At 59.9% G+C, this 21,541-nt stretch carries 19 protein-coding genes and 1 riboswitch; of the genes, 6 read left to right on the top strand and 13 right to left on the bottom strand.

Annotated features, from left to right (window positions below):
• Window positions 1–21 precede the first annotated feature (21 nt).
• The gene (locus ACP3TY_RS02155; protein WP_426619167.1) at window positions 22–651 is read right to left on the bottom strand and encodes an alpha/beta hydrolase; all 630 of its coding nucleotides are present in this window, start codon (window positions 649–651) and stop codon (window positions 22–24) included.
• 144 nt (window positions 652–795) lie between these two features.
• Between ACP3TY_RS02155 and ACP3TY_RS02150 the strand changes: the two genes are divergently transcribed.
• Complete coding sequence (locus ACP3TY_RS02150) at window positions 796–1,233, top strand: YhcB family protein (RefSeq protein ID WP_053123671.1); 438 nt, start codon at window positions 796–798, stop codon at window positions 1,231–1,233.
• A 238-nt stretch (window positions 1,234–1,471) separates the two neighbouring features.
• Here the strand turns inward: ACP3TY_RS02150 and ACP3TY_RS02145 are convergent, their stop codons facing one another.
• The 7 genes from ACP3TY_RS02145 to ACP3TY_RS02115 all read right to left on the bottom strand — a co-directional run bounded on the left by ACP3TY_RS02145 (window position 1,472) and on the right by ACP3TY_RS02115 (window position 13,113).
• Entirely contained in the window at window positions 1,472–2,209 is a 738-nt protein-coding gene (locus ACP3TY_RS02145; protein ID WP_212545532.1) for an OmpA family protein, read from the bottom strand.
• 112 nt (window positions 2,210–2,321) lie between these two features.
• Window positions 2,322–2,966: an MBL fold metallo-hydrolase gene (locus tag ACP3TY_RS02140; RefSeq protein WP_053123676.1), complete on the bottom strand. Its 645-nt coding sequence runs from the start codon at window positions 2,964–2,966 to the stop codon at window positions 2,322–2,324.
• A gap of 52 nt (window positions 2,967–3,018) precedes the next feature.
• On the bottom strand, window positions 3,019–5,754 hold the full coding sequence (locus ACP3TY_RS02135; protein ID WP_426619166.1) for a LuxR C-terminal-related transcriptional regulator: 2,736 nt from the start codon (window positions 5,752–5,754) through the stop codon (window positions 3,019–3,021).
• Window positions 5,755–6,480: 726 nt separating this feature from the next.
• A complete protein-coding gene (locus ACP3TY_RS02130; RefSeq protein ID WP_053123680.1) occupies window positions 6,481–7,845 on the bottom strand; it encodes a DUF1329 domain-containing protein in 1,365 nt (454 codons plus the stop codon).
• A 28-nt stretch (window positions 7,846–7,873) separates the two neighbouring features.
• On the bottom strand, window positions 7,874–9,763 hold the full coding sequence (locus ACP3TY_RS02125; protein ID WP_426619165.1) for a DUF1302 domain-containing protein: 1,890 nt from the start codon (window positions 9,761–9,763) through the stop codon (window positions 7,874–7,876).
• Between the two features lie 336 nt (window positions 9,764–10,099).
• Complete coding sequence (locus ACP3TY_RS02120; RefSeq protein WP_159814639.1) at window positions 10,100–11,782, bottom strand: fatty acid--CoA ligase; 1,683 nt, start codon at window positions 11,780–11,782, stop codon at window positions 10,100–10,102.
• A gap of 146 nt (window positions 11,783–11,928) precedes the next feature.
• Window positions 11,929–13,113, bottom strand: a complete 1,185-nt coding sequence (locus tag ACP3TY_RS02115; protein WP_426619164.1) for an MFS transporter — start codon at window positions 13,111–13,113, stop codon at window positions 11,929–11,931.
• 85 nt (window positions 13,114–13,198) lie between these two features.
• On the opposite strand from ACP3TY_RS02115, the gene ACP3TY_RS02110 reads away from it, so the two are divergent.
• Complete coding sequence (locus ACP3TY_RS02110) at window positions 13,199–13,963, top strand: AraC family transcriptional regulator (protein WP_401244136.1); 765 nt, start codon at window positions 13,199–13,201, stop codon at window positions 13,961–13,963.
• A gap of 123 nt (window positions 13,964–14,086) precedes the next feature.
• On the opposite strand, the gene ACP3TY_RS02105 is transcribed toward ACP3TY_RS02110, so the two are convergent.
• A complete protein-coding gene (locus ACP3TY_RS02105; protein ID WP_053123690.1) occupies window positions 14,087–14,716 on the bottom strand; it encodes a LysE family translocator in 630 nt (209 codons plus the stop codon).
• A gap of 244 nt (window positions 14,717–14,960) precedes the next feature.
• Here ACP3TY_RS02105 and ACP3TY_RS02100 point away from each other — a divergent pair, with 244 nt between their 5' ends.
• The 3 genes from ACP3TY_RS02100 to ACP3TY_RS02090 all read left to right on the top strand — a co-directional run bounded on the left by ACP3TY_RS02100 (window position 14,961) and on the right by ACP3TY_RS02090 (window position 17,805).
• Entirely contained in the window at window positions 14,961–15,926 is a 966-nt protein-coding gene (locus ACP3TY_RS02100; protein WP_282357648.1) for a 2-hydroxyacid dehydrogenase, read from the top strand.
• 32 nt (window positions 15,927–15,958) lie between these two features.
• On the top strand, window positions 15,959–16,957 hold the full coding sequence (locus ACP3TY_RS02095; RefSeq protein ID WP_212545528.1) for a class I SAM-dependent methyltransferase: 999 nt from the start codon (window positions 15,959–15,961) through the stop codon (window positions 16,955–16,957).
• A gap of 50 nt (window positions 16,958–17,007) precedes the next feature.
• Window positions 17,008–17,132, top strand: a riboswitch (yybP-ykoY riboswitch).
• Between the two features lie 88 nt (window positions 17,133–17,220).
• Window positions 17,221–17,805, top strand: a complete 585-nt coding sequence (locus ACP3TY_RS02090; RefSeq protein WP_053123696.1) for a TMEM165/GDT1 family protein — start codon at window positions 17,221–17,223, stop codon at window positions 17,803–17,805.
• Window positions 17,806–17,928: 123 nt separating this feature from the next.
• Here the strand turns inward: ACP3TY_RS02090 and ACP3TY_RS02085 are convergent, their stop codons facing one another.
• The 4 genes from ACP3TY_RS02085 to ACP3TY_RS02070 all read right to left on the bottom strand — a co-directional run bounded on the left by ACP3TY_RS02085 (window position 17,929) and on the right by ACP3TY_RS02070 (window position 20,166).
• Window positions 17,929–18,747, bottom strand: a complete 819-nt coding sequence (locus ACP3TY_RS02085) for a M48 family metallopeptidase (protein ID WP_053123698.1) — start codon at window positions 18,745–18,747, stop codon at window positions 17,929–17,931.
• Between the two features lie 307 nt (window positions 18,748–19,054).
• A complete protein-coding gene (locus ACP3TY_RS02080) occupies window positions 19,055–19,678 on the bottom strand; it encodes an SOS response-associated peptidase (RefSeq protein WP_053123700.1) in 624 nt (207 codons plus the stop codon).
• A gap of 35 nt (window positions 19,679–19,713) precedes the next feature.
• A complete protein-coding gene (locus tag ACP3TY_RS02075; RefSeq protein WP_025109321.1) occupies window positions 19,714–19,974 on the bottom strand; it encodes a putative signal transducing protein in 261 nt (86 codons plus the stop codon).
• A 9-nt stretch (window positions 19,975–19,983) separates the two neighbouring features.
• Entirely contained in the window at window positions 19,984–20,166 is a 183-nt protein-coding gene (locus ACP3TY_RS02070) for a CPXCG motif-containing cysteine-rich protein (RefSeq protein ID WP_053123703.1), read from the bottom strand.
• Between the two features lie 142 nt (window positions 20,167–20,308).
• Between ACP3TY_RS02070 and ACP3TY_RS02065 the strand changes: the two genes are divergently transcribed.
• Window positions 20,309–21,472 (top strand): 1-acyl-sn-glycerol-3-phosphate acyltransferase, encoded by a 1,164-nt coding sequence (locus ACP3TY_RS02065; protein WP_172680153.1) that lies wholly within the window; start codon window positions 20,309–20,311, stop codon window positions 21,470–21,472.
• The last annotated feature ends 69 nt before the right edge of the window (window positions 21,473–21,541 follow it).

Raw genomic sequence — 21,541 nt, 5'->3', positions numbered from 1 at the left:
TAATCGCTTGTCAGACTGCAATCAATTCGAGAGACGCGGCAGGATCAGATCCTTGAGATCGGTCAGCTTGCCATGAAAAAAGTGTCCGCATTCTGCCACTTTCAGCAGCTCATGGGGGCGCTGGAGTTGTTCCGACCAGTCGTAAACCAGTTGCGGATCGATGACTTCGTCGGTTTCCGGCTGGATCACGGTGAGTTCGCCCTGCTGCGGCAGTTGATCCTGCTCGCCAAGACGCATGACCGCCGGGGCGACCATGAACAGCTGCTTGAGCTGCACGCCTTGGGCTTCAAGACGACCGCCGAGACTTGCTGCAACAAATCCGCCGAAGGAGAAACCGAACAGGGTCAGCGGCAGATCCGGGTGTTTTTCCCGCAACCAGGCAGCGGCAGCCTGAGCATCGTCGACTTCGCCGGTGCCCATGTCGTGCGAACCTTCGCTGGCGCCGACGCCGCGATAGTTGAAGCGCAAGGTAATCAGGCCGGCGTCGCGCGCGGTGCGCTGCAGGGTCGAGACGACTTTGTTGAGCATGGTGCCGCCCTGCACCGGGTTCGGGTGGCAGATCAGCGCGATGCCGCGCGGCTGCTCGTTATCGAGGTACAAGGCTTCGATTTGGCCGACTGGGCCGGCAATCACAACAGGGGTTTCACGCATCAGCAAGGAAGGAACTCCGTGACCTCTAATCGGGTCGACTCGTCTAGCAAATTGTCTGTGCCAATCTATTGCGAGTGAATCGCGGTATACAGCGCAGGTTCGAGCCGTTAACGTAAAGCAAAGCCGTTTATAGAGGAAGGACTCGTGGAACACTCGCTCTTAGTTTGGTTGTTACCGACTCTTGCCCTGGTTGTGGGTGTCGCCATTGGATTCCTGATCGCGCGCGTTGCGCCGAACGCCGCGCCGAGCCGTACGCAGCGTCAACTGGATGATATCCAGGAGCGCTTCGACAGTTATCAAAACGAGGTGGTCACCCACTTCAACAGCACCGCGATGCTGGTCAAGAAACTGACCCAGAGCTATCAGGAAGTGCAGGATCACCTCGCCGAGGGCGCCAACCGTCTGGCCCTGGACGAGCAAACCCGCCAGCGCCTGATGGCCGCCCTGCACGCCGACGCGGCGCAGGCACCACGCGAACGCCTGACGCCACCGCACAACAATCAAGAACCGCCGCGTGACTACGCACCAAAAACCCCGAACGCGCCGGGCATGCTTGATGAGCACTATGGTTTGAAGAAGTAAGCAGTCTTCGCTGAAAACCAAAAGCCCCCGGACAGTGAAGTGTTCGGGGGCTTTTTTGTGTCTGGGGAAGTGGCAGCGACCATAAAACCTGTAGGAGCTGTCGAGTGCAACGAGGCTGCGATCTTTTGATGTTCATGTTTCAAGATCAAAAAATCGCAGCGTGCCGCAGCTCCTACAGGGCCGCGCGCAAAAAAATGCCCGATCACCGGATCGGGCATTTCTTCATTCAGGCAATCGCTTACGGATATTGCTGAACCGTGCCCGGCTGCTGTTGCTGCGGCGCACCGTACTGTTGGCCCGGAATCGCCTTCAGGTTGACTTCAACCCGACGGTTCTGCGCACGGCCATTGACGTCACCGTTGCTGGCAATCGGATTATCCGGGCCGGCACCGCGCGCCGACAGGTTGGCACCGCTGACACCTTGCGAGGTCAGGTAGGTCGCCACGCTCTGCGCACGACGCTGCGACAGATCCATGTTGTGCTGGCGGCTGCCGGTGCTGTCGGTGTAGCCGACGATCTCGATCTGGTTCTGGCTGAATTCCTTCAGCGAACTCGCGAGGTTGTTCAGTGGCTGATAGAAGCTGGAAGCGATGTTCGCCGAATCGGTGGCGAACGTGATGTTGCCCGGCATGATCAGTTTGATCTGATCGCCCTGACGCTGCACTTCAACGCCAGTGTTGGCCATGCTCGCGCGCAGCTTCTTCTCTTGCTGGTCAGCGTAGTAACCGTAACCGGCGGCAGAAGCACCGACCACGGCCGCGCCGATCAGCGCGCCTTTGCCACGGTTGTCGTGGCCGATGGCGGCACCGGCCAGTGCGCCGGCGAGTGCACCGAGGCCACCGTATTTGGCGGTTTTGCTCATTCCTTGGGAGCCACTGTCGGCCTGGCCCTGATTGTCATACGGGTTAGGCGAGGCGCAGCCGGACAGCAAGGCCACGGCAGTAGCGACAATAATCAAACGACGCGTGGTGAACATGAAGAGCTCCTACTTTTGCATTCTATGGTGCAACGGCCATTGGCAATCGCCCGTGCGGGCGTTGGATCATGACAATGCACAAAAATTCCGCAGCAGACCCGTGACAAAATATTTAGGCCCGCACAAACGGGTTTTCGCGCATCTCATCCCCCAGACGCGTGTCCGGGCCATGCCCGGTCACGACAGTCGCGTCCTCGTCCAGCGTGTATAGCCGCTGCTTGATCGACCGCACGATGGTCGCCTGATCGCCGCCCCACAAATCCGTGCGCCCTACGCCACGACGAAACAGCGTGTCGCCGGCAATCAACAGCTTAGCCTCGGAAAACCAAAAGCTCATGGAGCCGGGCGTATGCCCCGGTGTGTGCAGCGCCACGCCGCAGCCGCAGGCGAGTTCTTCGTCGTCGCTCAACCAGCGATCTGGCGACGGTACCGGCGTGTACGGCACGCCGAACATCTGGCATTGCATCTCGAGGTTGTCCCAGAGGAACTGATCTTCTTTGTGCAAATGCAGAGTCGCGCCGGTTTTCTCTTTCATCTGCCCCGACGCGAGGAAGTGATCGAGATGCGCGTGGGTATGGATGATGCTGACCACTTTCAGGCCATGCGCATCAAGGCGCGCCATGATCAGATCGGGATTGCCGCCCGGATCGACGACGATGGCTTTCTTGGTGATCGGATCGCCGATGATCGTGCAGTTGCACTGCAAGGGGCCGACGGGGAAGGTTTCGCGGATGAGCGCTGGGGCTGGAACGGTCATGGGAAATCCTGAGCAATGGCTCGAAAACGGCCGATGCCGGATGTTACCGTCGCTAGACCCTTAACCCCAACTCCTTCGCCCGCGCCACCGCTTGCGTGCGCCGCTCGACCCCCAGTTTGCTGTTGATATGACTGGCGTGGGTTTTCACGGTGTGCAGCGAGATAAATAACTGCTCGCTGATTTCCTGATTTGAACAGCCTTGGGCGATCAGGCGCAGCACGGCCAGTTCGCGGCTGCTGAGTTGTTCTGCTGCTGAGCATTCGGCCACGGCACGGACAGCAACATGCGGCATGTGTCCGAGTAATTGCTGACCGACAAGGGTCGACGCGATCGGCGCCAATTGGGCGCGCAGCCAGTCGGTGTATCCTTTGATCAATGCATCGAAAGGCTGCAGCACGCCACCAGCCGCGGCATCCAGCGCCTGACTCAACGCCTTGCGCGCTTCCGGCTCGCGTCCACCGGCCAGCAGCAACGCCACTTTCTGTGTCAGCGCCATCACACTGAGCAACTGTCGCCCGGTTTGCTGACCGTTCTCGTGCAACACGTTCAAGCGCCCTTCGGCGAGCATCGGCTGGCCCTGAATCATGTCGAGCAATGCCTGCTGCAATTCAACGTGCAAGGGCAGTTGTGGATGAAACTCCGGTGGCGCAGCGGCGCGTTCACCGGTGTAAGTCTGGCCCAGTCGCGCCAGCCAGGCCTCGGCGAGATCGGTGCGGCCCTGCGCCAGCCACAGCTCGCATTTGACCAGGGTGATCATCGCCAGATAGTAGATCGGCGGCACGTCCCAGATGTGCATCAGCCGTTCGGCTTCGGAGAGTTCAGCGAAGGCTTTGGCGAATTCGCCGGTGGCACCGTCCAGCCGCGCTATCACGCAATGGCCGATCAACACGCTGATGTCACGACAGGCGCGCGCCTCGCCGATGCCGGCCAACAACCGCGTACGGGCGACCTGCGGCTGCAGGCGCATCGCTAACAGAAAACCTTCGTATAACGTCAGCCGTGCGCGCACCGCGTACAGACGTTGCGGTGACAAACCGCGCAAGCGCTCCAACCCTTGATGCACTTCATCCAGTGCCCGCAGAATTTCGCCACGCGCCTGCAACACGCGAGCGCGATCGTAATGCGCCAAGGCTTCGAACAACGGATTGCCGACACGCTGCGCCAGCTCCAGCGATTCACGGTTGAGCCCACGGGCGCGCCACAGATCACCGTCGGCAATCGCCAGATTGGACAGCGTCGACAGGCACATCAGACGCTGGCCATAACGCTTGGCCGGCAGGCTCTCCAGCGCTTCGCTGCAATATTTCAGGGTCAGTTCACGATGGCCGCGCCCACGGGCGATGATCCCGCTCAGCGCCAGCCATTGCGCCAGCATCGACTTTTGCGCGGTGGCTGAGGGCGCCGGCAGGAAGCGGCTCAAATGACTGGAAAGTTCTTCGGCAGCATCGAGCTGACAGGCCAGTCCCAACGCCCAGCTGTACAGCACGATCAGCCGTGGCGTGCTGATCAGCAGACTGTCAGGCAAGTCCATTTTCCAGCGCAGCAGCATGCCGACGTTTTGCTCGGCCAGCAGTTGTTCTTCGGAAAGGTTCTGTACCAGATTCGCCGCGACATCGAGGTGGCCGGCGCGCAACGCCTGCTCCACCGCTTCATCGAGCAAGCCCTGAGCATTGAACCAGCGACAGGCGCGCAGATGCAGCGTCGCGGTCGGCACCATGGCGTGTGCTATCGGCCGACTGCGCAACAGATCGGAGAACAAATGGTGATAGCGATACCAGTGACCGTGCTCGTCCAGCGGCACCAGAAACACCTGATGCGCCTGCAGAAAACGCAGAATCTCGGCGCTGTCATGGGCTTCGCGCACGGCGTCGCACAGCTCGCTGCAAAAACGTTCTTGCGGCGCGGTGTCGTAGAGAAAGGCCTGCACTTCGGCCGGCAGGCAATCGATGACTTCTTCGAGCAGATAATCGCGGATCAGCCCTTCCCCGCCGTTCAGCGCTTGCGGTAACGCGGCATCGTTGCCGGCTTCAGCCACTGCGAGCAACCAGAAACGCAACCCGGCAACCCAGCCTTCGCTGCGTTGAATCAGACTCTCCAGTGCTTCGCCGCGCAATGAGCTGCTGTGGCGATCGAGCAAAGTCAGGGCTTCGTCGTGGGTCAGGCGCAGATCCTGTTCATGCAGTTCAAGCAACTGACGGGACAGGCGCAAACGCGCCAGATGCCAGTCCGGCCGCTGGCGACTGGTGACCATCACCAGCAAGCCGTCGGGCAAATGATTGAGGAAAAATTGCAGGCAACGGTCGAGCACCGGGCCTTGGGCGAGATGGTAATCGTCGAGCACCAGCAGCAGCGGCGTCGCGGTATCGAGGTGCAGCGCCAACTCGTCAAGCAGGCCGTCGAGCCATTCTTCAAAGGCAAACGGCTGATGGCGCTGACGCATTTTCAGCAGCCCCAATGCGCGGCTGCCCACTTGGGGAAAGTAGTCCTGCAGGCCTTCGAGCAAACGTTCGAGAAAGCGCCCGGGGTCGCTGTCTCGCGGGCTCAGGCCCAGCCACAGACTTTGCCAGTGCGCCGGCAGGCTCTGACAGAACTCCACCGCCAGCGAACTCTTGCCGAACCCGGCCGGTGCGCTGACCAGCAACAATCGCCCGCCGAGCCCGGCTTGCAGGCGTTCGCACAGGCGTGGTCGCAAAACATAGCCGTCGGGCAACGGTGGACGGAAGAAACGCCCGTCCAGTGCCGCGACGGCAACGCTTGCAGGACCCGGAAGTGGGGACAGATCAGTCATGGCCGGCTCTTGTTTGAATGGCTATTGGCGGCGTTGCAGATGTCCGCAGACTAGCCTTAAACGTACCGGTAATGAAGGTTGCTGCTACAAATGGCTACAAAAGTCTTTCCATAATGCGCCATCCCCCCTGCATTTCGGTCGCCGACGGGTTTGTGTAGGAGCTGCCGAAGGCTGCGATCTTTTGATTTTGTTGTTTGGGTTTTGGGGGCATATCCGTTGCTGCGGTTGGGGCTTCTGGCGGTTTCGCTCTTACAGCGACTCACTTTTCCAGACGCCGAAAAGTAAGCAAAAGGCTTTGCCCCCGGCGTACGGCACTTCGCCTAGGCTCAGTGTTCCCTCGCTACGGTGTCCATCCGGGGGCATCGCCTACGGTTTGCTTCGCTGCACCTCCTCTCGATGTATGCGGCTGCGCCGCACGGCGCTGCGCGCCTGCCCCGGATGAACACCTTCGCTCGGCCTGCCGATGGGGGCGAAGATCAAAAACCAAAGCAAGATCAAAAGATCGCAGCCTTCGGCAGCTCCTACAAAGGCGGTTTGAGGGCGGTTCGAAAGCGGTCAGCGGTTTGACGGCAGTTCGAAGGCGGTTCGAAAACGGTTTGACGGCAGTTCGAAGGCGGTTCGAAAGTGGTTTTACGGCGGTTCGAAGGCGCGGAGGCCGCGCAAAAAAAAACGCCCCGAACCAGTCGGGGCGTTTTTACGAGGATGCGGCCTCGGGTTTACTGCGGTTTAGCGAACGCCATCCTGACGCAGAGCGGCCGGAGTGAAATCGCTGGTAGTAGCGGTGAAGCCGAAGTCATACGCCTGCTTCTCTTCGTTCTTCATGCCCAGTGCCAGGTAACGGCCGGACTGCAGGTCGTAGAGGGTTTCCAGGGCGTACCACGGCACTTGCTTGTCGTAGTAGTCCTCGGCATGCGCCTCGGCTACGCGCCACAGTTGACCACGACCGTCGTAATGGTCGATGACTGCTGCTTGCCAGGTGTCTTCGTCGATGTAGAAGTCACGTTTGGCGTAGATGTGGCGCTGACCTTCCTTCAGAGTCGCCACCACGTGCCAGACGCGACGCAACTCGTAACGCGCCAGATCCTGGTTGATGTGACCGGCCTTGATGATGTCGGAGTACTTCAGCTTCGGATCGTCGAGCTTGTAGCTGTCGGAGGCGATGTACATCTCTTTCTTGCCTTCGAGTTTCCAGTCGTAACGATCCGGCGCACCGTTGAACATGTCGAGGTTGTCGGAGGTACGCAGGCCATCTGCCGCAGTACCCGGGCCGTCATAGGACACTTGTGGGGCACGGCGCACACGACGTTGACCGGCGTTGTAGACCCACGCCGAACGTGGCTCTTTAACCTGGTCGAGGGTTTCGTGCACCAACAGCACACCACCGGCCAGACGCGCAGGCGCGGTCACTTTCTGCTTGAAGTAGAACAGGATGTTGCCCGGGTTTTTCGGGTCGTAGTCCTTCATCTTGTCGCGGAACACGAACTGATCCTGGAAGTACACCAGGCTGTACGAGCCGTTCGGTTGCGGCGTGGCCTGGGTTACCAGACGGGTCACGCTGCCGCCGCGATAGCGGGTGATGTGGTTCCAGATGACTTCCACACCGCTTTTCGGAATCGGGAACGGTACCGCGGTTTCGAAGTTTTCCAGACCGTTGCCGCCGGACACCAGATTGGTGTTGGTGGCGTTTTTCTTGATGGCGGCGAACACGTCATCCGGCACAGTCGCGCCACGGTGGGACGGGTACACCGGCATCTTGAAGGTGTCCGGGTAGCGCTTGAACATCGCGTACTGCCCCGGCGCCAGTTTGTCCTTGTACTTGTCGACGTCCTTGGCGGTGATGGTGAACAGCGGTTGCTCACTGGCATAAGGGTTGGACAGGAATCCGCGTGCATCGACGCTGCCGGCATTTTTCGGCAACGGCTTCCACGCCGGGATCGAACCGTCAGCGTTACCGGCCATTTCCGCGCCCATCGGCGTCAGGCTTTTGCCCAGTTTGTCGGCTTCGGCAGCCGGGACGGCCGCCATCACACCGGTCGCCAGCAACGACAGACCCAGAACACCCGCGTGGAACAGACTCTTTGTTATTTTCATAAATTCGTTCGTCCTGAAAATGCAGTGCTTAGAAGTTCACGCCGAAGCTGAGCGCAACGAAGTCGCGGTCGTCCACAGTGGTGTACTTGCCGTCAAAGAAGTTGGTGTAAGCCAGGCTGGCGGTGTAGGTGTTCTGGTATTCAGCGTCGACACCGAGGCTGACCGCTTTGCGACCTTCCTCGAAGTTACCGCCAGGGCCTGGCGAGTAGCCGCTGACGTCGTGCTGCCAAGCCACGTTCGGCTTGAGGTTCACACCGGCGAATACGTCGTTGTATTCCCAGATGGCACGGCCGCGATAGCCCCACGACGTCGCAGTGGTGAAGCCTTCGTTGGTGCAGTTGCGGCTGCGGTTGTTCTGCGGCGAACCCGGGCCGGCACCGTTGATGGTGCTGGCGTTGAGGATGTTGGCGCAGGTGTCGATGCCGCCAGTCGCTGGCAGCTCACCCGGGCCGTAGACCGGATCACGGCCATAACGAACATCAGAAGTGCTTTCCAGACCGCCAACGTGGGTCACGCCGACTTCACCCACGACGGTCAGACGGCTGGCGCCCATGACCTGATCGAAGAAGTGCGTCAGGGTGGTCTGGAACTGCGTCACTTCCTTGCGGCGATAGCCATGCAGATCCTGACCCGGAACGCCGTTGAGCAGCGAAGCGTTGGTCAGTGCGCCGCCCAGCGGACGTACACCGGCGAACAGGATGTCGGTGGAGTTCAGTTGTACCGGCGCATTCGGACGGTAGCTGATCTCACCGCTCCACGCGGTACCGGTAGGCAAGGTGGTGGAGAAGCTCAGACCATAAAGACGGATGTCTTCCGGATACTCAACGAAATACTCCGAGTTACCCGCGACCAACAGCGGCGCAAGTGCCGCGAACGGGCCTGGCAGCGCACGTGCGGTGTTGTATACCGATTGTGGCGCACCGGTGGCACTGAAGATCGGCGCACGGCTGTGGTAGTTCATGAAGTAGGCGCCGAACTCGGTATCGATCGGGTCGTACATGTACTTGAAGGACGCGCCCCACTGGCCGCTGTCACGGGCATCACGGTCGCCGCCACGGCGCACCAGCACGCCCTCTTCGTCGACGTTGACGCCGTTGGCCGCCAAAGGCCCCAGCGCAACCGCCGGAATCTGCGAACGCTTGTTCAGTACGCGCAGGTTGTTGTCGCAGCCATCGGCAATGATGTCGGGTTGCGAGAAGAACGTGCCGCAGTTGTCGACAACGGTCTGATCCCATTCCAGCTGATAGAACGCTTCGGCCGAGAGGTTTTCGGTCAGGCTCTGCGAAACGTAGAACATGTTGACCGGAATCAGGCCTTCCTTGATCTCGGCACCCGGACGACGGAATGCGGACACGTCGATCGGGTTGATCGAGTTGATGCCGCCGCCGATGAAGGTACTTTCACCCCAGCTCACCACCTGCTTGCCCAGACGCACGGAGCCCGGCTGATCGGCGATCGAGTAGTTGTGGTAGACGAAGGCGTCGAGGATCTGCCCGCCGGAGGACTTCGCGCCTTCCTTGCGGTTGTTGTCGCTGATGTCCTTGAACTCACGGCTTTCGTCTTTGAGTTCGAAGTCGTACCAGTATTTGCCACGGACGAACACGCCGGTGTCGCCGTACTTCAGTTCAAGGTCATGGATGCCCTTGAAGATTTTCGAGAAGGTTTCGCCGCTTTTGAAGTTGGCGTGACCGTCATCGGAAGTCTGCGACAGGCCGTGGCCGCCGTTGTTGACGCCGATGAGGTTCTTGTTCGGGCTCTGAGTAGACCAACTGGCACCGAGCGACAAGGACGAGTCGAACTGACCCTCGATTTCACCGACGTTGAAACTGACGCCGAATGCGGGCCCGGCGAGCGAAGAGGCAAGACTGACCGCCAGAGGCAGTTTTGCCCGGCGCCAGAACTGGTTTACTGAGGTCATCGACGCTACTCCATGTGCATTATTGTTATGGCAGTGAGTACTTTTAAAAACGCTGTGGAGGGCCGGGCGCCAAGGCTGCCCGAAATCACTCCAAAGTTGCTCGCCCCAATCTGTGCGTGTGCTCCGTTCTTAAAAATCCTTGAACGGACTATATCCAGCAGGGGGTACTGCTTGATCCCTCTAAAGTGTGATTTGCAGTGAGCAACCACTCTGGAACAGTCCTTTCGCCAGTCCGACACGCGTCGGCACGGCAAGGATGGCTGATTTTTTTGATTTCACAAGCCAAGCGCTTGCTTGGTGGGGCTGGCGCGCCGTTTTCGGCGCGCCAGAAGACACTCAAAGTGTCGAGAGGAAGGTGCTGTTGTTGGCCTGCCATTCGGTGATGTCGAGGCGGATGCGCTTCTTGTCGAGCTTGCCGACGCTGGTCTTGGGAATTTCGGTAACAAGGGCGATCTGACTCGGGATCGCCCACTTGCTCAGGTGGCCCAATTCCACGAACGGCTTGAGGTGTTCCTTGAGCTCACGGGCCCCGATCACGTGCCCTTCGCGGATCACCAGCAGTGCAAACGGGCGCTCGCCCCACTGCGGATCAGCGATGCCGACCACTGCTACTTCGCGTACCGCGACGTGACGGCTGATCAAATCTTCGAGATCCAGCGAGGAAATCCATTCGCCACCGGTCTTGATCACGTCCTTGATGCGGTCGCGGATGTCGATCACGCCCATGCTGTCGAGCGTGGCGACGTCGCCGGTGTGCAGCCAGCCGCCGGCCCAGAGCTCTGCGCCCTTTTGTGGCTCGTTGAAATAACCTTCGGTGAGCCATGGCGCACGCAGCACCAGTTCGCCCTGGGTCTCGCCGTCCGCCGGGAGGAAATTGCCCTCGGCATCGACGATCGCCGCTTCCACCAGTGGCCCCGGCACACCGGCCTTGATCCGGTAAGTGGTGCGCTCGTCTTCGCTGCCGGCCATCAATTCATCATTGAGGTGTGCGCAGGAAACCAGCGGACCGGTTTCCGACATGCCGTAGGCGGCCGTCAGTTGAATGCCGCGCGCCTTGGCGGTTTCGTACAGCGAGCGATTGAGCGCACTGCCGCCGATGACGATCTTCCAGCCGCCAAAATCGGTGCCCTGCGCGCCTTTGGCGTTGAGCAGCATTTGCAGAATGGTCGGCACACAGTGGGAGAACGTGACCTTCTCCTTGCGCCACAACTCAACGAGATACTCGGGATCGTAGCGCCCCGGATAAACCTGTTTCAGCCCCAGCATGGTCGCCACATAAGGCAGGCCCCAGGCGTGGACGTGGAACATCGGCGTGATCGGCATGTACACATCGTTGGTGCCGAGCAGGCGCACGCTGTCGATGGAGCCCATGATCGTCGACACGCCCATGGTGTGCAGCACCAATTGCCGATGGGTGAAGTACACGCCTTTCGGGTTGCCGGTGGTGCCGGTGGTGTAGAACGTGGTCGCGACGGAATTTTCGTCGAAATCCTGGAAATCGTACTGCGGGCTCGCAGCCGCCAGCAGTTGCTCGTACTCGCCGACCAGATTCGGCAAGTCGGCGGTTTTTTCCGGCAGATCAGTCAGCAGCAAGGTCTTCTCGACCGTGGTCAGGTGCGGCGCGATCGCTTGATAGAGGCCGACGAACTCGCTGTTCACCAGCACAAAACGGTCTTCGGCGTGGTTCATGGTGTAGAGAATCTGTTCCGGCGACAGGCGCACGTTGATCGTGTGGATCACCGCGCCGATCATCGGAATTGCAAACATGCATTCCAGGTAACGATGACTGTCCCAATCCATCACCGCGACGGTGTCACCGGCCTTCACACCGGCCGCCGTCAGCACGTTGGCCAGCCGCGCAACACGCTCGATCAGGGTCGGGTAGCTGTAGCGAATCTGGTCACGGTAGATGATCTCGCGGGTTTTCTCGTAACGGGCGCCGGACATCAGCAGCCGTTTGATCAGCAATGGATACTGGTAGGCCCCATCGGCCGGGGGAATGACGCGAGTCTGCAACATATGAATCCCTTTTCTGGCTGCACGGTGTTGGCATAGAGATTTGTACTCTAGAACCCTTATACGCCAGCCAAATCAGCCAAAGGAATGATTTGCAGAGCCGTACAAATGCTAGCTTTGCGCCAGCATTTGCCGACTTTCGTCCCAAGTCAGGCCGTTTGCCCTACAGCCTCCTCGGAAGGTGTCCGTGGGAATACGACTGCTGCAAGGAAGGTCAACGCGCCGAAACCCGCGAGAATCAAGTACAGGCCTACAAAACCATGGCGCGGTTCAACATAGGAAATCAGCGGAATCGCCGTCGCACTGGCGCCGAACGATAAGCAGTAACGCAGGGCGAATACCCGTGATTGCCACTGCGGGGCGACGAAGTTGGCGACCATCGCATCATTGACTGTTACCTGACCAAACACCACAAACATGAACGCTGCACCGAGGGCGATGACCGCCCAGCCGTCGGCATAGGCCAACGCAAACAACAGCGGTGCCTGGCACAACGTCAGGACAACAAACGGCCATTTCAGGCTGAGCCGATGCAACACACGACCAATGCTCAATTGCGCAATCGCACCGAAGGCATAGGCCAGACTGACCACCATGCCGAGGGTTTGCGGCGAGGCGAACAGCTCATGCAAACGTTCCTGAAACAGCTTCGGATAGGTCATGGTGGTGGCGTTGAACACCACGCCGCCGGTGGCCGTGGCCAACGCCAGCACGCCGAAAACCATCACCATCGAGATGCGCTGACCGGCGGCGCCTTTGAGTGGCGTGTGCGGGCGCTTCGGAATCGGTTCCTCACGCACCTGCAAGGCGAAGCCAAAACCCAGCACAATCGCCACTGCGCCCGGTATCAGAAACGCCGAGCGCCAGCCGAACTGCGCCACCAGCAAGCCGGTGATCAGCGCCGAAAACGCCACGCCCAGATTGCCCCACATGCCGTTGATGCCAATTTCGCGGCCACGATTTTGTGCGTAGGCCACCAGCATTGCTGTGCCGACCGGGTGATAAATCGCCGCGAAAATACCGATCAGAGTCAGGCCAATCACCAGCATGCTCGGGCTGTTGCTCAGCCCGGTGAAGATCGCCGAAGCGCCGATACCGAAGAAAAACACTAGCATCATCTGCCGCCGACTCCAGTGATCGCCGAGCCAGCCGGCGGGCAGCGAACAGGCGCCGAAGGCGATGAATCCTCCCAACGACAGGCCGATCAGCGTGGCGTAATCGAGGCCGAAAGCCTGGGTCATACCGAGCACGGCGGCGGGAAAAATCAGCATGAACATGTGATCGATCACATGGGCGGCGTTGATGTAGCGAATGACATTACGGGATTGATTCATGGCGGCACGCTTTACGTTGTTGTGTGCCGTCTATGCTAGGTTGGCGGTAAAGCGCATTCCTGCCAAGCAAGTCATCGAATCAGACATGTTGATCAGCCATTTCGAACACGGCCCGGTGAGTGCCTACCCCCGGGATTATCTGGACGGCGCCCACCAGCCGCTCCACCTGCATCGCGAGGCGCAGTTGTTGTACGCGGTCAGCGGGATCATGCGCGTGGTCACGGAATCGGGTGCGTGGGTGATTCCGCCGAGTCGCGCGGTGTGGATTCCACCCGAGATAGCGCACGAGATTTTCATGAGCGGTGACGTGCAGATGCGCTCGCTGTTCATCGCGCCAGAATTGTCGCCCGCCAGCCTGCAACAGTGCTGCGTATTGGCGGTGACACCGTTGCTGCGCGAGCTGATTCTGCGTGCCGTGCAAGGGCCGCCGCACGCCGACAACCCGCTGATTCAGCAGTTGATGCTGGAAGAACTCGCCAGTCTGGAAAACCTGCCGCTGCACATTCCTATGCCCAGCGACCGGCGTCTGCAAAACATCTGTCTGGCACTGCTGCACACCCCCGATCATGCCAATACCCTTGAAGACTGGGCGCAGCAGGTCGGCGCCAGCTCACGGACGTTGGCACGGCTGTTTCAGCAACAGTTGCAGATGAGTTTCAACGCCTGGCGCCAGCAACTGCGCCTGATGGAAGCCCTGCCACGTCTGCTCGCCGGGGACAGCGTGCAGCGTGTGGCGCGGGACTTGGGTTACGGCAGCGCGCGGGCGTTCAGCGCGATGTTTCGCCGTTTGCTTGGGGAAAATCCCCGTGATTACCTCAACAACCTGAGCAAACTCAGCGAGCTTGTGTAGGTTCCCACCACTGTGGGAGCGAGCTTGCTCGCGAAAGCAATCTTCCAGTCACCTGTGATGTCGACTGATCCGACGCCTTCGCGAGCAGGCTCGCTCCCACAGGTTTGAATTGCGGTTCTGGAATCAATGCATCTCGGTGAAGGCGATTTTCACGCCGAGAGCAATCAGCACCGCGCCCATGGTGCGGTCAAACCAGTGGCCCATGCGGGCAAAACCGGCGCGTACACGTTGTTGGCTGAACAGCATCGCCACCAGGCAAAACCACACGGCCGTCGCGACCGCCAGATAAATCCCGTAACCGGCCTGCACCGACAGCGGCGTGTGCGGGTTGATCACCACGGTGAACAGCGACAGGAAGAACAGCGTGGCTTTCGGGTTGAGGCCATTGGTCACGAAGCCCGAAGTGAACGCGCCGCGAGCCGTGCGTACGCCGGCTTCTTTGTGCAGATCGTCGGTGACGGTTTTCGCTGGTTGCGCGCGCAAGGCCTTGAAGCCGATGTACAGCAGATAAGCCGCCGCCGCCCATTTCAACGCGTTGAACAGCACGATCGATTGCGACACGATCAGGCCGATGCCGAGCAACGAATAACCGACGTGGAGGAAAATCGCCGTACCGACACCGAGTGCCGTCCAGGTGCCGGCGCGACGCCCGTGGGTCACGCTTTCGCGCACCACCACGGCAAAGTCCGGGCCGGGGCTGGCGACGGCCAGCAGGTGGATCAGTGCAACGGTCAAGAACTCGGTCCAGTACATGGGGGCTCCTCTGAATCAGGTCGGATAAAATTAGACTCGCTGGGCGACGCATGTCCCTGTAGGAGCCGAGCTTGCTCGCGAAGAGGGAGTGTCAGGCGACTTCCATTTGTCTGACACCACGTCTTCGCGAGCAAGCTCGGCTCCTACAGGTTTTGTGAGCATCTCAGGCATCGAGTAACCAATTGTTTCATCTGGTAGGCTCGGCAGATTACGCCCAACGCTCAAAGCCTAAAAGGTACAGTTGATGACGAACACGCGCCGCGCCGTATTCCTTGATCACCCGTCGCTCGATCTTGGCGACCTCGACCTCAGTCCGTTGCGCGAGTGTTTCAGCGATCTGCAACTGTTCGCCCAGACCCTGCCCGAGCAAGTCAGCGAACGTCTGCAAGGCGCCACCGTGGCCATTTCCAACAAGATCCTGATCGACGCCGCCGCGATGGCTGCCAACCCTGATTTGAAGCTGATCCTGATCACCGCCACCGGCACCAACAACGTCGACCTCGCCGCCGCCCGCGCTCACGGCATCACCGTGTGCAACTGTCAGGGTTACGGCACGCCGTCGGTGGCGCAACACACGATCATGCTGCTGCTCAACCTCGCCACGCGTCTGGCCGATTATCAGAAAGCCGTCGGCGAAGGTCGCTGGCAGCAGGCGAAACAGTTCTGCCTGCTCGACTATCCGATTGTTGAACTGGAAGGCAAAACCCTGGGTTTGCTCGGTCACGGCGAACTCGGTGGCGCGGTGGCGCGACTGGCCGAAGCCTTCGGCATGCGCGTTTTGCTCGGACAGATCCCCGGGCGCCCTGCCCGCCCGGATCGCCTGCCGCTGGACGAACTGCTGCCGCAAATCGACGCCCTCACCCTGCACTGCCCGCTCAACGAGCACACCCGCCACTTCATCGGTGCCCGCGAACTGGCGTCGATGAAACCCGGCGCCTTCGTGGTCAACACCGCGCGTGGCGGTTTGATCGATGAACAGGCGTTGGCCGATGCGCTGCGTAATGGCCACCTTGGCGGCGCGGCGACGGATGTGTTGAGCGTCGAGCCGCCGACTCAAGGCAATCCGCTGCTGGCCGCCGACATTCCACGTCTGATCGTCACGCCGCATAACGCTTGGGGCAGTGTTGAAGCGCGCCAGCGCATCGTCGGTCAATTGACCGAAAATGCTCAGGCGTTCTTCAGCGGTAAGGCGCTGCGGGTCGTCAGTTGATAAACTGCGGCACTTTTTTTTGAGGAGCAGTTATGGATCCGCGCAGTGAAGTACTGCTTCGTCAGCCCGAGTTGTTTCAAGGTTCGTTGTTGTTGGCCGGTTTGCCCGCCGACGATCTGCTCGGGCGCTTGCCCAACGCGTTCGGCTGGTGCTGGCATGCCGGCGATCAAGCGGCGCTGGACGCTCGCTTCGAAGGTCGCAGCCATTTCGGCGTGAATGTTCCGGAGCGTGAGTTTGATAGCGCTGTGGTGTTCTTGCCCAAGTCCAAGGATCTGACCGATTACATTCTCAACGCCGTGGCCTCGCGTCTGGCCGGTCGAGAAGTGTTTCTGGTCGGGGAAAAACGCAGCGGCATCGAAGGCGCGTCGAAACAGCTCAATCCGTTCGGCAAGCCGCGCAAACTCGACAGCGCGCGTCACTGCCAGCTCTGGCAAGTCACCGTGGCCAACGCGCCCGAAACGAAATCGCTGGAAAGCCTCGCGCAGACTTATGAATTGCCGCTGGCCGAAGGCCCGTTGAAAGTGATCAGCCTGCCGGGCGTGTTCAGCCACGGTCGTCTTGATCGCGGCAGCGCCCTGCTGCTGGAACATCTGGACAAATTGCCGAGTGGCCATCTGCTCGACTTCGGTTGTGGCGCGGGTGTGTTGGGCGCGGCGGTGAAGCGTCGCTATCCGCATAATCAGGTGACGCTGCTTGATGTCGACGCGTTTGCCGCTGCCAGCAGTCGTCTGACATTGGCCGCTAACGGTCTGGAGGCCGAGGTGCTGACAGGCGATGGCATCGATGCGGCACCGATGGGTTTGAGCGCAATTTTGAGCAATCCGCCGTTCCATGTCGGCGTGCACACCGATTATTTCGCTACCGAAAACTTGCTGCGAAAAGCGGCCAAACATCTGAAAAACGGTGGCGAACTGCGCTTGGTCGCCAACAGCTTCCTCAAGTATCAGCCGCTGATCGAAGAGCATCTGGGCGTGTGCGCGATCAAGGCCGAAGGCAATGGCTTCCGGATTTACCGGGCCAAGCGCGGCTAGAACTTCTTTCAAAAAAGAGGCTTGCTCAATCGGATTTGCCTAGGCAGAATCCGCTCCGTCCTAGGGGAGTAGTCTCCCACGAGCGCCATGCTCGTCCGGCATACGTCAACATACTTGATCCTCAGATCATGGCGTATGCGACCCAAGCGTCCGCATCAGACGGATCGCAGGGTTTGACAAGACCTATGACACGCACACCTTACCCGGGGCGGGAAGGCTGTACGTGTCATAGCCGTGTCGACCCGCCCCTTAGGAAAATCCTGATGCTGGACTCGTTACTCGTTCCCACCGCAATCGTTGCCTTGGCCGAAATCGGCGACAAGACGCAACTGCTCGCGCTGATTCTCGCCGCTCGCTTCCGCAAACCCTGGCCGATCATTGCCGGTATTGTCGCCGCGACCTTGGCCAACCACGCAGCAGCCGGTGCGGTAGGCGCCTGGTTCGGCAGTTTCTTCTCGAATGCGACGCTGCACTGGATCCTCGCCGCGAGCTTCACGGCCACGGCGCTGTGGACGTTGGTGCCAGACAAAATGGACGACGATGAAAGCAGCACGGCACGCAAGTTCGGGCCGTTCCTGACCACGCTGATTGCGTTCTTCCTGGCTGAAATGGGTGACAAGACTCAGGTCGCGACGGTGATGCTGGCCGCGCAATACCCTGACTTGTGGCTGGTGATTATCGGGACGACGGCGGGCATGCTGATTGCCAACGTGCCGGTGGTATTGGCCGGTAACTTTGCCGCCGACAAATTGCCACTGACCCTGATCCGTCGCCTCGCGGCGTCGGCGTTCATGATTCTGGCAATTGTCGCGGTGTACAAAGCGATGCAGAGCAGTGGTTGGGTTTAACCCTGAGAGAAGGATCGTTCCCACGCTCTGCGTGGGAATGCAGCCGGGGACGCTCTGCGTCCCATTGGAACGCGGAGCGTCCCTTGAGGCATTCCCACGCAGAGCGTGGGAACGATCACCGACTCAGGATTTCGGGGCTTGTTCGTATAGCGGCATGACTTTTGGAATCGCTGCCTGCAACGAAGCAATCCGGCTAGCCGATGCCGGGTGAGTGCTCATGAACTCCGGTGGTGAACCTTCCGAGGCCTTGCTCATCTTGTCCCACAGGGTGATCGCGGCATTCGGGTTGTAGCCGGCGCGGGCGGCCAGTTCCAGACCAATCAGGTCGGCTTCGTTTTCGTTGGCGCGGCTGTTCGGCAGCGTCATGCCGTAATTGGCCACGGTGTCGGCCAGCGCCAGGCTGTCCTGCCCCAGACCGAGCAACGCACCCGCGCCCTGCTTGGCCATTTCAATCCCGTACGCCTTGGACATCGCTTCACGGCCATGCTCGCGCAAGGCGTGGGCAATCTCATGGCCCATGACAGCAGCGATTTCATCGTCGGTGAGTTTCAGGCTGTCGATCAGCCCGGTGTAGAAAATGATCTTGCCGCCGGGGCCACAGTTGGCGTTGAGCTCGTCACTCTTGATCAGATTGACTTCCCATTTCCATTGCGCCGCATCGGGGCGGAAGTTCGGCGCCTGAGCGATCAAACGGTCGGCGATCGCCTGAACGCGTTTGGCGTCGCTGCTGGTCTTGTCCAGCACACCTTTGGTGGACGCTTCGCCGACGGTCTTCTGATACGACTGGGCATACATCTGGTCGACCTCTTGCGAGGACAGCATGCTGAACATGTACTGCTTGCGCTCCACACCCACAGCGCCGCCGCTGGTGGTGTTGACCGACTGACAACCGGCCAGCAACAACGCTGCGCTCAGTGCACTTACAACCAATGTCTTGTTCATTCAAAAGCTCCCTGAAAACCTGCCGGGTATCCTAGGCGGGTAATTGTATCGACGCCAGATACAACGGACGTGTTGCAGTGACTTTCAGACATGTCCCACAGTTCAAAAGCCCCTCACCCTAGCCCTCTCCCGGAGGGAGAGGGGACTGATTGGGGGATATTCAAGAAGTTCGCCGACCTGAACGATCTGCTTTGAATCCATAATCGACTCGATTTCTCAGGTCGATGTATGAAGCAAGACACCTCGATCAGTCCCCTCTCCCTCTGGGAGAGGGTTAGGGTGAGGGGCTCTTGATAGACCAGACAACTCAACCCGGCGTCAAACACTCCGGCCCATTGAGCTTCGGATCATTGATCAGATTCGCCAACACCCGCTCCCGCAACACCGCCGGCTCACTCGCCAGCAACGCCTGCAACACATGCAACGGCGTCTCGGGATCCAGCCACGCCGCCTGCCCCGCCTCATCCAGAATCAACGGTCGGCGCTGACTCGACGCCGACTGCGTAATCACCGCCGTACTCAACCAGACCTGTTCCTGCACCGGATACGCTTCCCAGATTGCCGCGAAAAACAGCGACGCGCCCTCCCCCGGCGTCAGCCAGTACGGGCGTTTGCGCTGAGTCCCGCGCCATTCGTAAAAACCATTCGCCGGCAACAGACAGCGACGTTGACGCAGCGCCTCACGGAACATCGGCTGTTCGGCCACGGTTTCCGCGCGAGCATGCGCGGGTGTTTTCGACAGGTCGGTCAGCCACGGCGGCGTCAGCCCCCAGCGGGCGCGGGCCAGCGTGCGTTCGCCGGCGTCACCGGCACGCAGCATCAACACCGAATCGTTGGGGGAAATGTTCCACTGCGCCTGCTGATCGGCGGGAAAACCTGGCAGGGCCGCAAAATCGCGGTTCCAGCGAAACAGGGCATAACGTCCACACATGGGGCAACAAGACTCTAAATAAAACGATCGTCAGCCTAACAGACCAGCGTCCCGGGGAAGCTCTCCGGTTCGTCGCCGGGCAGCGGCAGCGCGGCATTGTACGCGGTGATCAGCTCGCGGGCGTATTCGGCCTGGTCGTTGTCGACCGACAGCCCGAGCAAGCCGAAGATCGGCAACTCACCGGTGCCGCCGAGCAAATCGCGGCCAACCAGGTGCGCCTCAATGCCCTCGCTGGCGAGCATGCCCTTGAGCATTTCGCCTTCCATCAGGTTTTCCGGCTCGTAGATCCGCTGCATGGGCGCGCCTCACTCGTTTTCGCTGAAGACTTCCAGAAACCAATCCTCTCCGTGTACCTGCAAGACGAACGTGATCGGCCGGCAACACACCTGACAGTCCTCAATGTAGGTCTGATCACCGCCGGACAGATCCACCGTCGTTTCAACTTGCTCACCACAATACGGACATTCGTACAGTGCGCTCTCCAGCATCGCGGTCTCCCAAGTGACTTGTGCGTATAATCGCCGGTCTATTTGCAGGGCTATTTTTGTCTGGCTGACTTTTCAGACCGTGCCCCGTTGGTTTTCGATCAAAACCTTTACTTACCCTAGCCGTTTCTAACAAGAGAGCATGATGGGCGAATTCGATGCCATCCGACCTTACGACGACAGCGAAGTACCTGTGGTACTGGCAAGACTGCTCGGCGACAAGGCGTTTCTAGATATCCTCACCCACTTCCGCTTCCCGCGTTTTGCCGGTGCTTTCGGCTGGATGCTCAAACCACTTATAGCCCATCGGCTGCGTCGTGAGTTCGCCGACGTGACCTCGGTGGCGACGTTGCAGGACAAGGTCGAGTCCTACGTCGACCACACCATCGAGCGCGCCACCGACGGCGTGACCTACACCGGTGTCGAGCAATTCAAGTCCGGCAGCGCCTATCTGTTCATCGCCAACCACCGTGACATCGTCATGGATCCAGCCTTCGTCAACTACGCCGTGTACCACGCTGGCCTGCCGACGCCGCGCATCGCCATCGGTGACAACCTGCTGCAAAAGCCGTTTGTCAGCGATCTGATGCGCCTGAACAAGAGTTTCATCGTTCACCGTTCGATCACCGGCCGTCGCGAGAAAATGGCTGCGTATCAGCTGTTGTCGGCGTACATCAACCACTCGATCCGCAATGATTGCGCGTCGATCTGGATCGCGCAGGCTGAAGGTCGGGCGAAGGATGGCGATGATCGCACAGAGTCGGCGATCCTCAAGATGTTCCACATGAGCCGCAAGGACGAGCCGTTCGGCGAAGTCATTCGCTCGCTGAATGTCACTCCGGTTTCGATCAGCTACGAATACGACCCGTGCGACCAGGCCAAGGCCCGCGAGCTGTACATCCGCGCCACCACCGGCACCTACGCGAAAGCGCCGGGCGAGGATGACGTGAGCATTGCCAAGGGCATCACCGGCTACAAGGGCCGCGTGCACGTGAACTTTGCTGCGCCGATCACCGAGCTGTTCGAAGACACCAAGCAATTGGCGGTCGAGATGGACAAGCAGATTCTCGGCGGCTACCGGTTATTCCCGGTGCATTACCTGGCGTACGCGCAGTGGGCTGATGCGGATCCGCAGTTGAATGTGCCGAAGGCTGCCGAGGTGTTTGCGGCGGATGAACTGGCCAAGGCGCAGGAAGAATGGCAGAGCCGGCTGGATGCTTGCCCTGCAGAACATCGTCCGTATCTGGTGCTGCAATATGCGACGCCGGTGCGTAACCAATACCGCGTTAAGGCCGGGTTGCCGCTTTAAATTTTCAGAGCAAGATCAAAAGATCGCAGCCTTCGGCAGCTCCTACAGTGGATTCATGTAGGAGTTGCC

This window comes from Pseudomonas rustica (assembly GCF_049959085.1).
GTDB lineage: Bacteria > Pseudomonadota > Gammaproteobacteria > Pseudomonadales > Pseudomonadaceae > Aquipseudomonas > Aquipseudomonas rustica.
The sequence above is the reverse complement of the archived record's forward strand: the minus strand, read 5'-3'. Positions and strand labels throughout refer to the sequence as shown.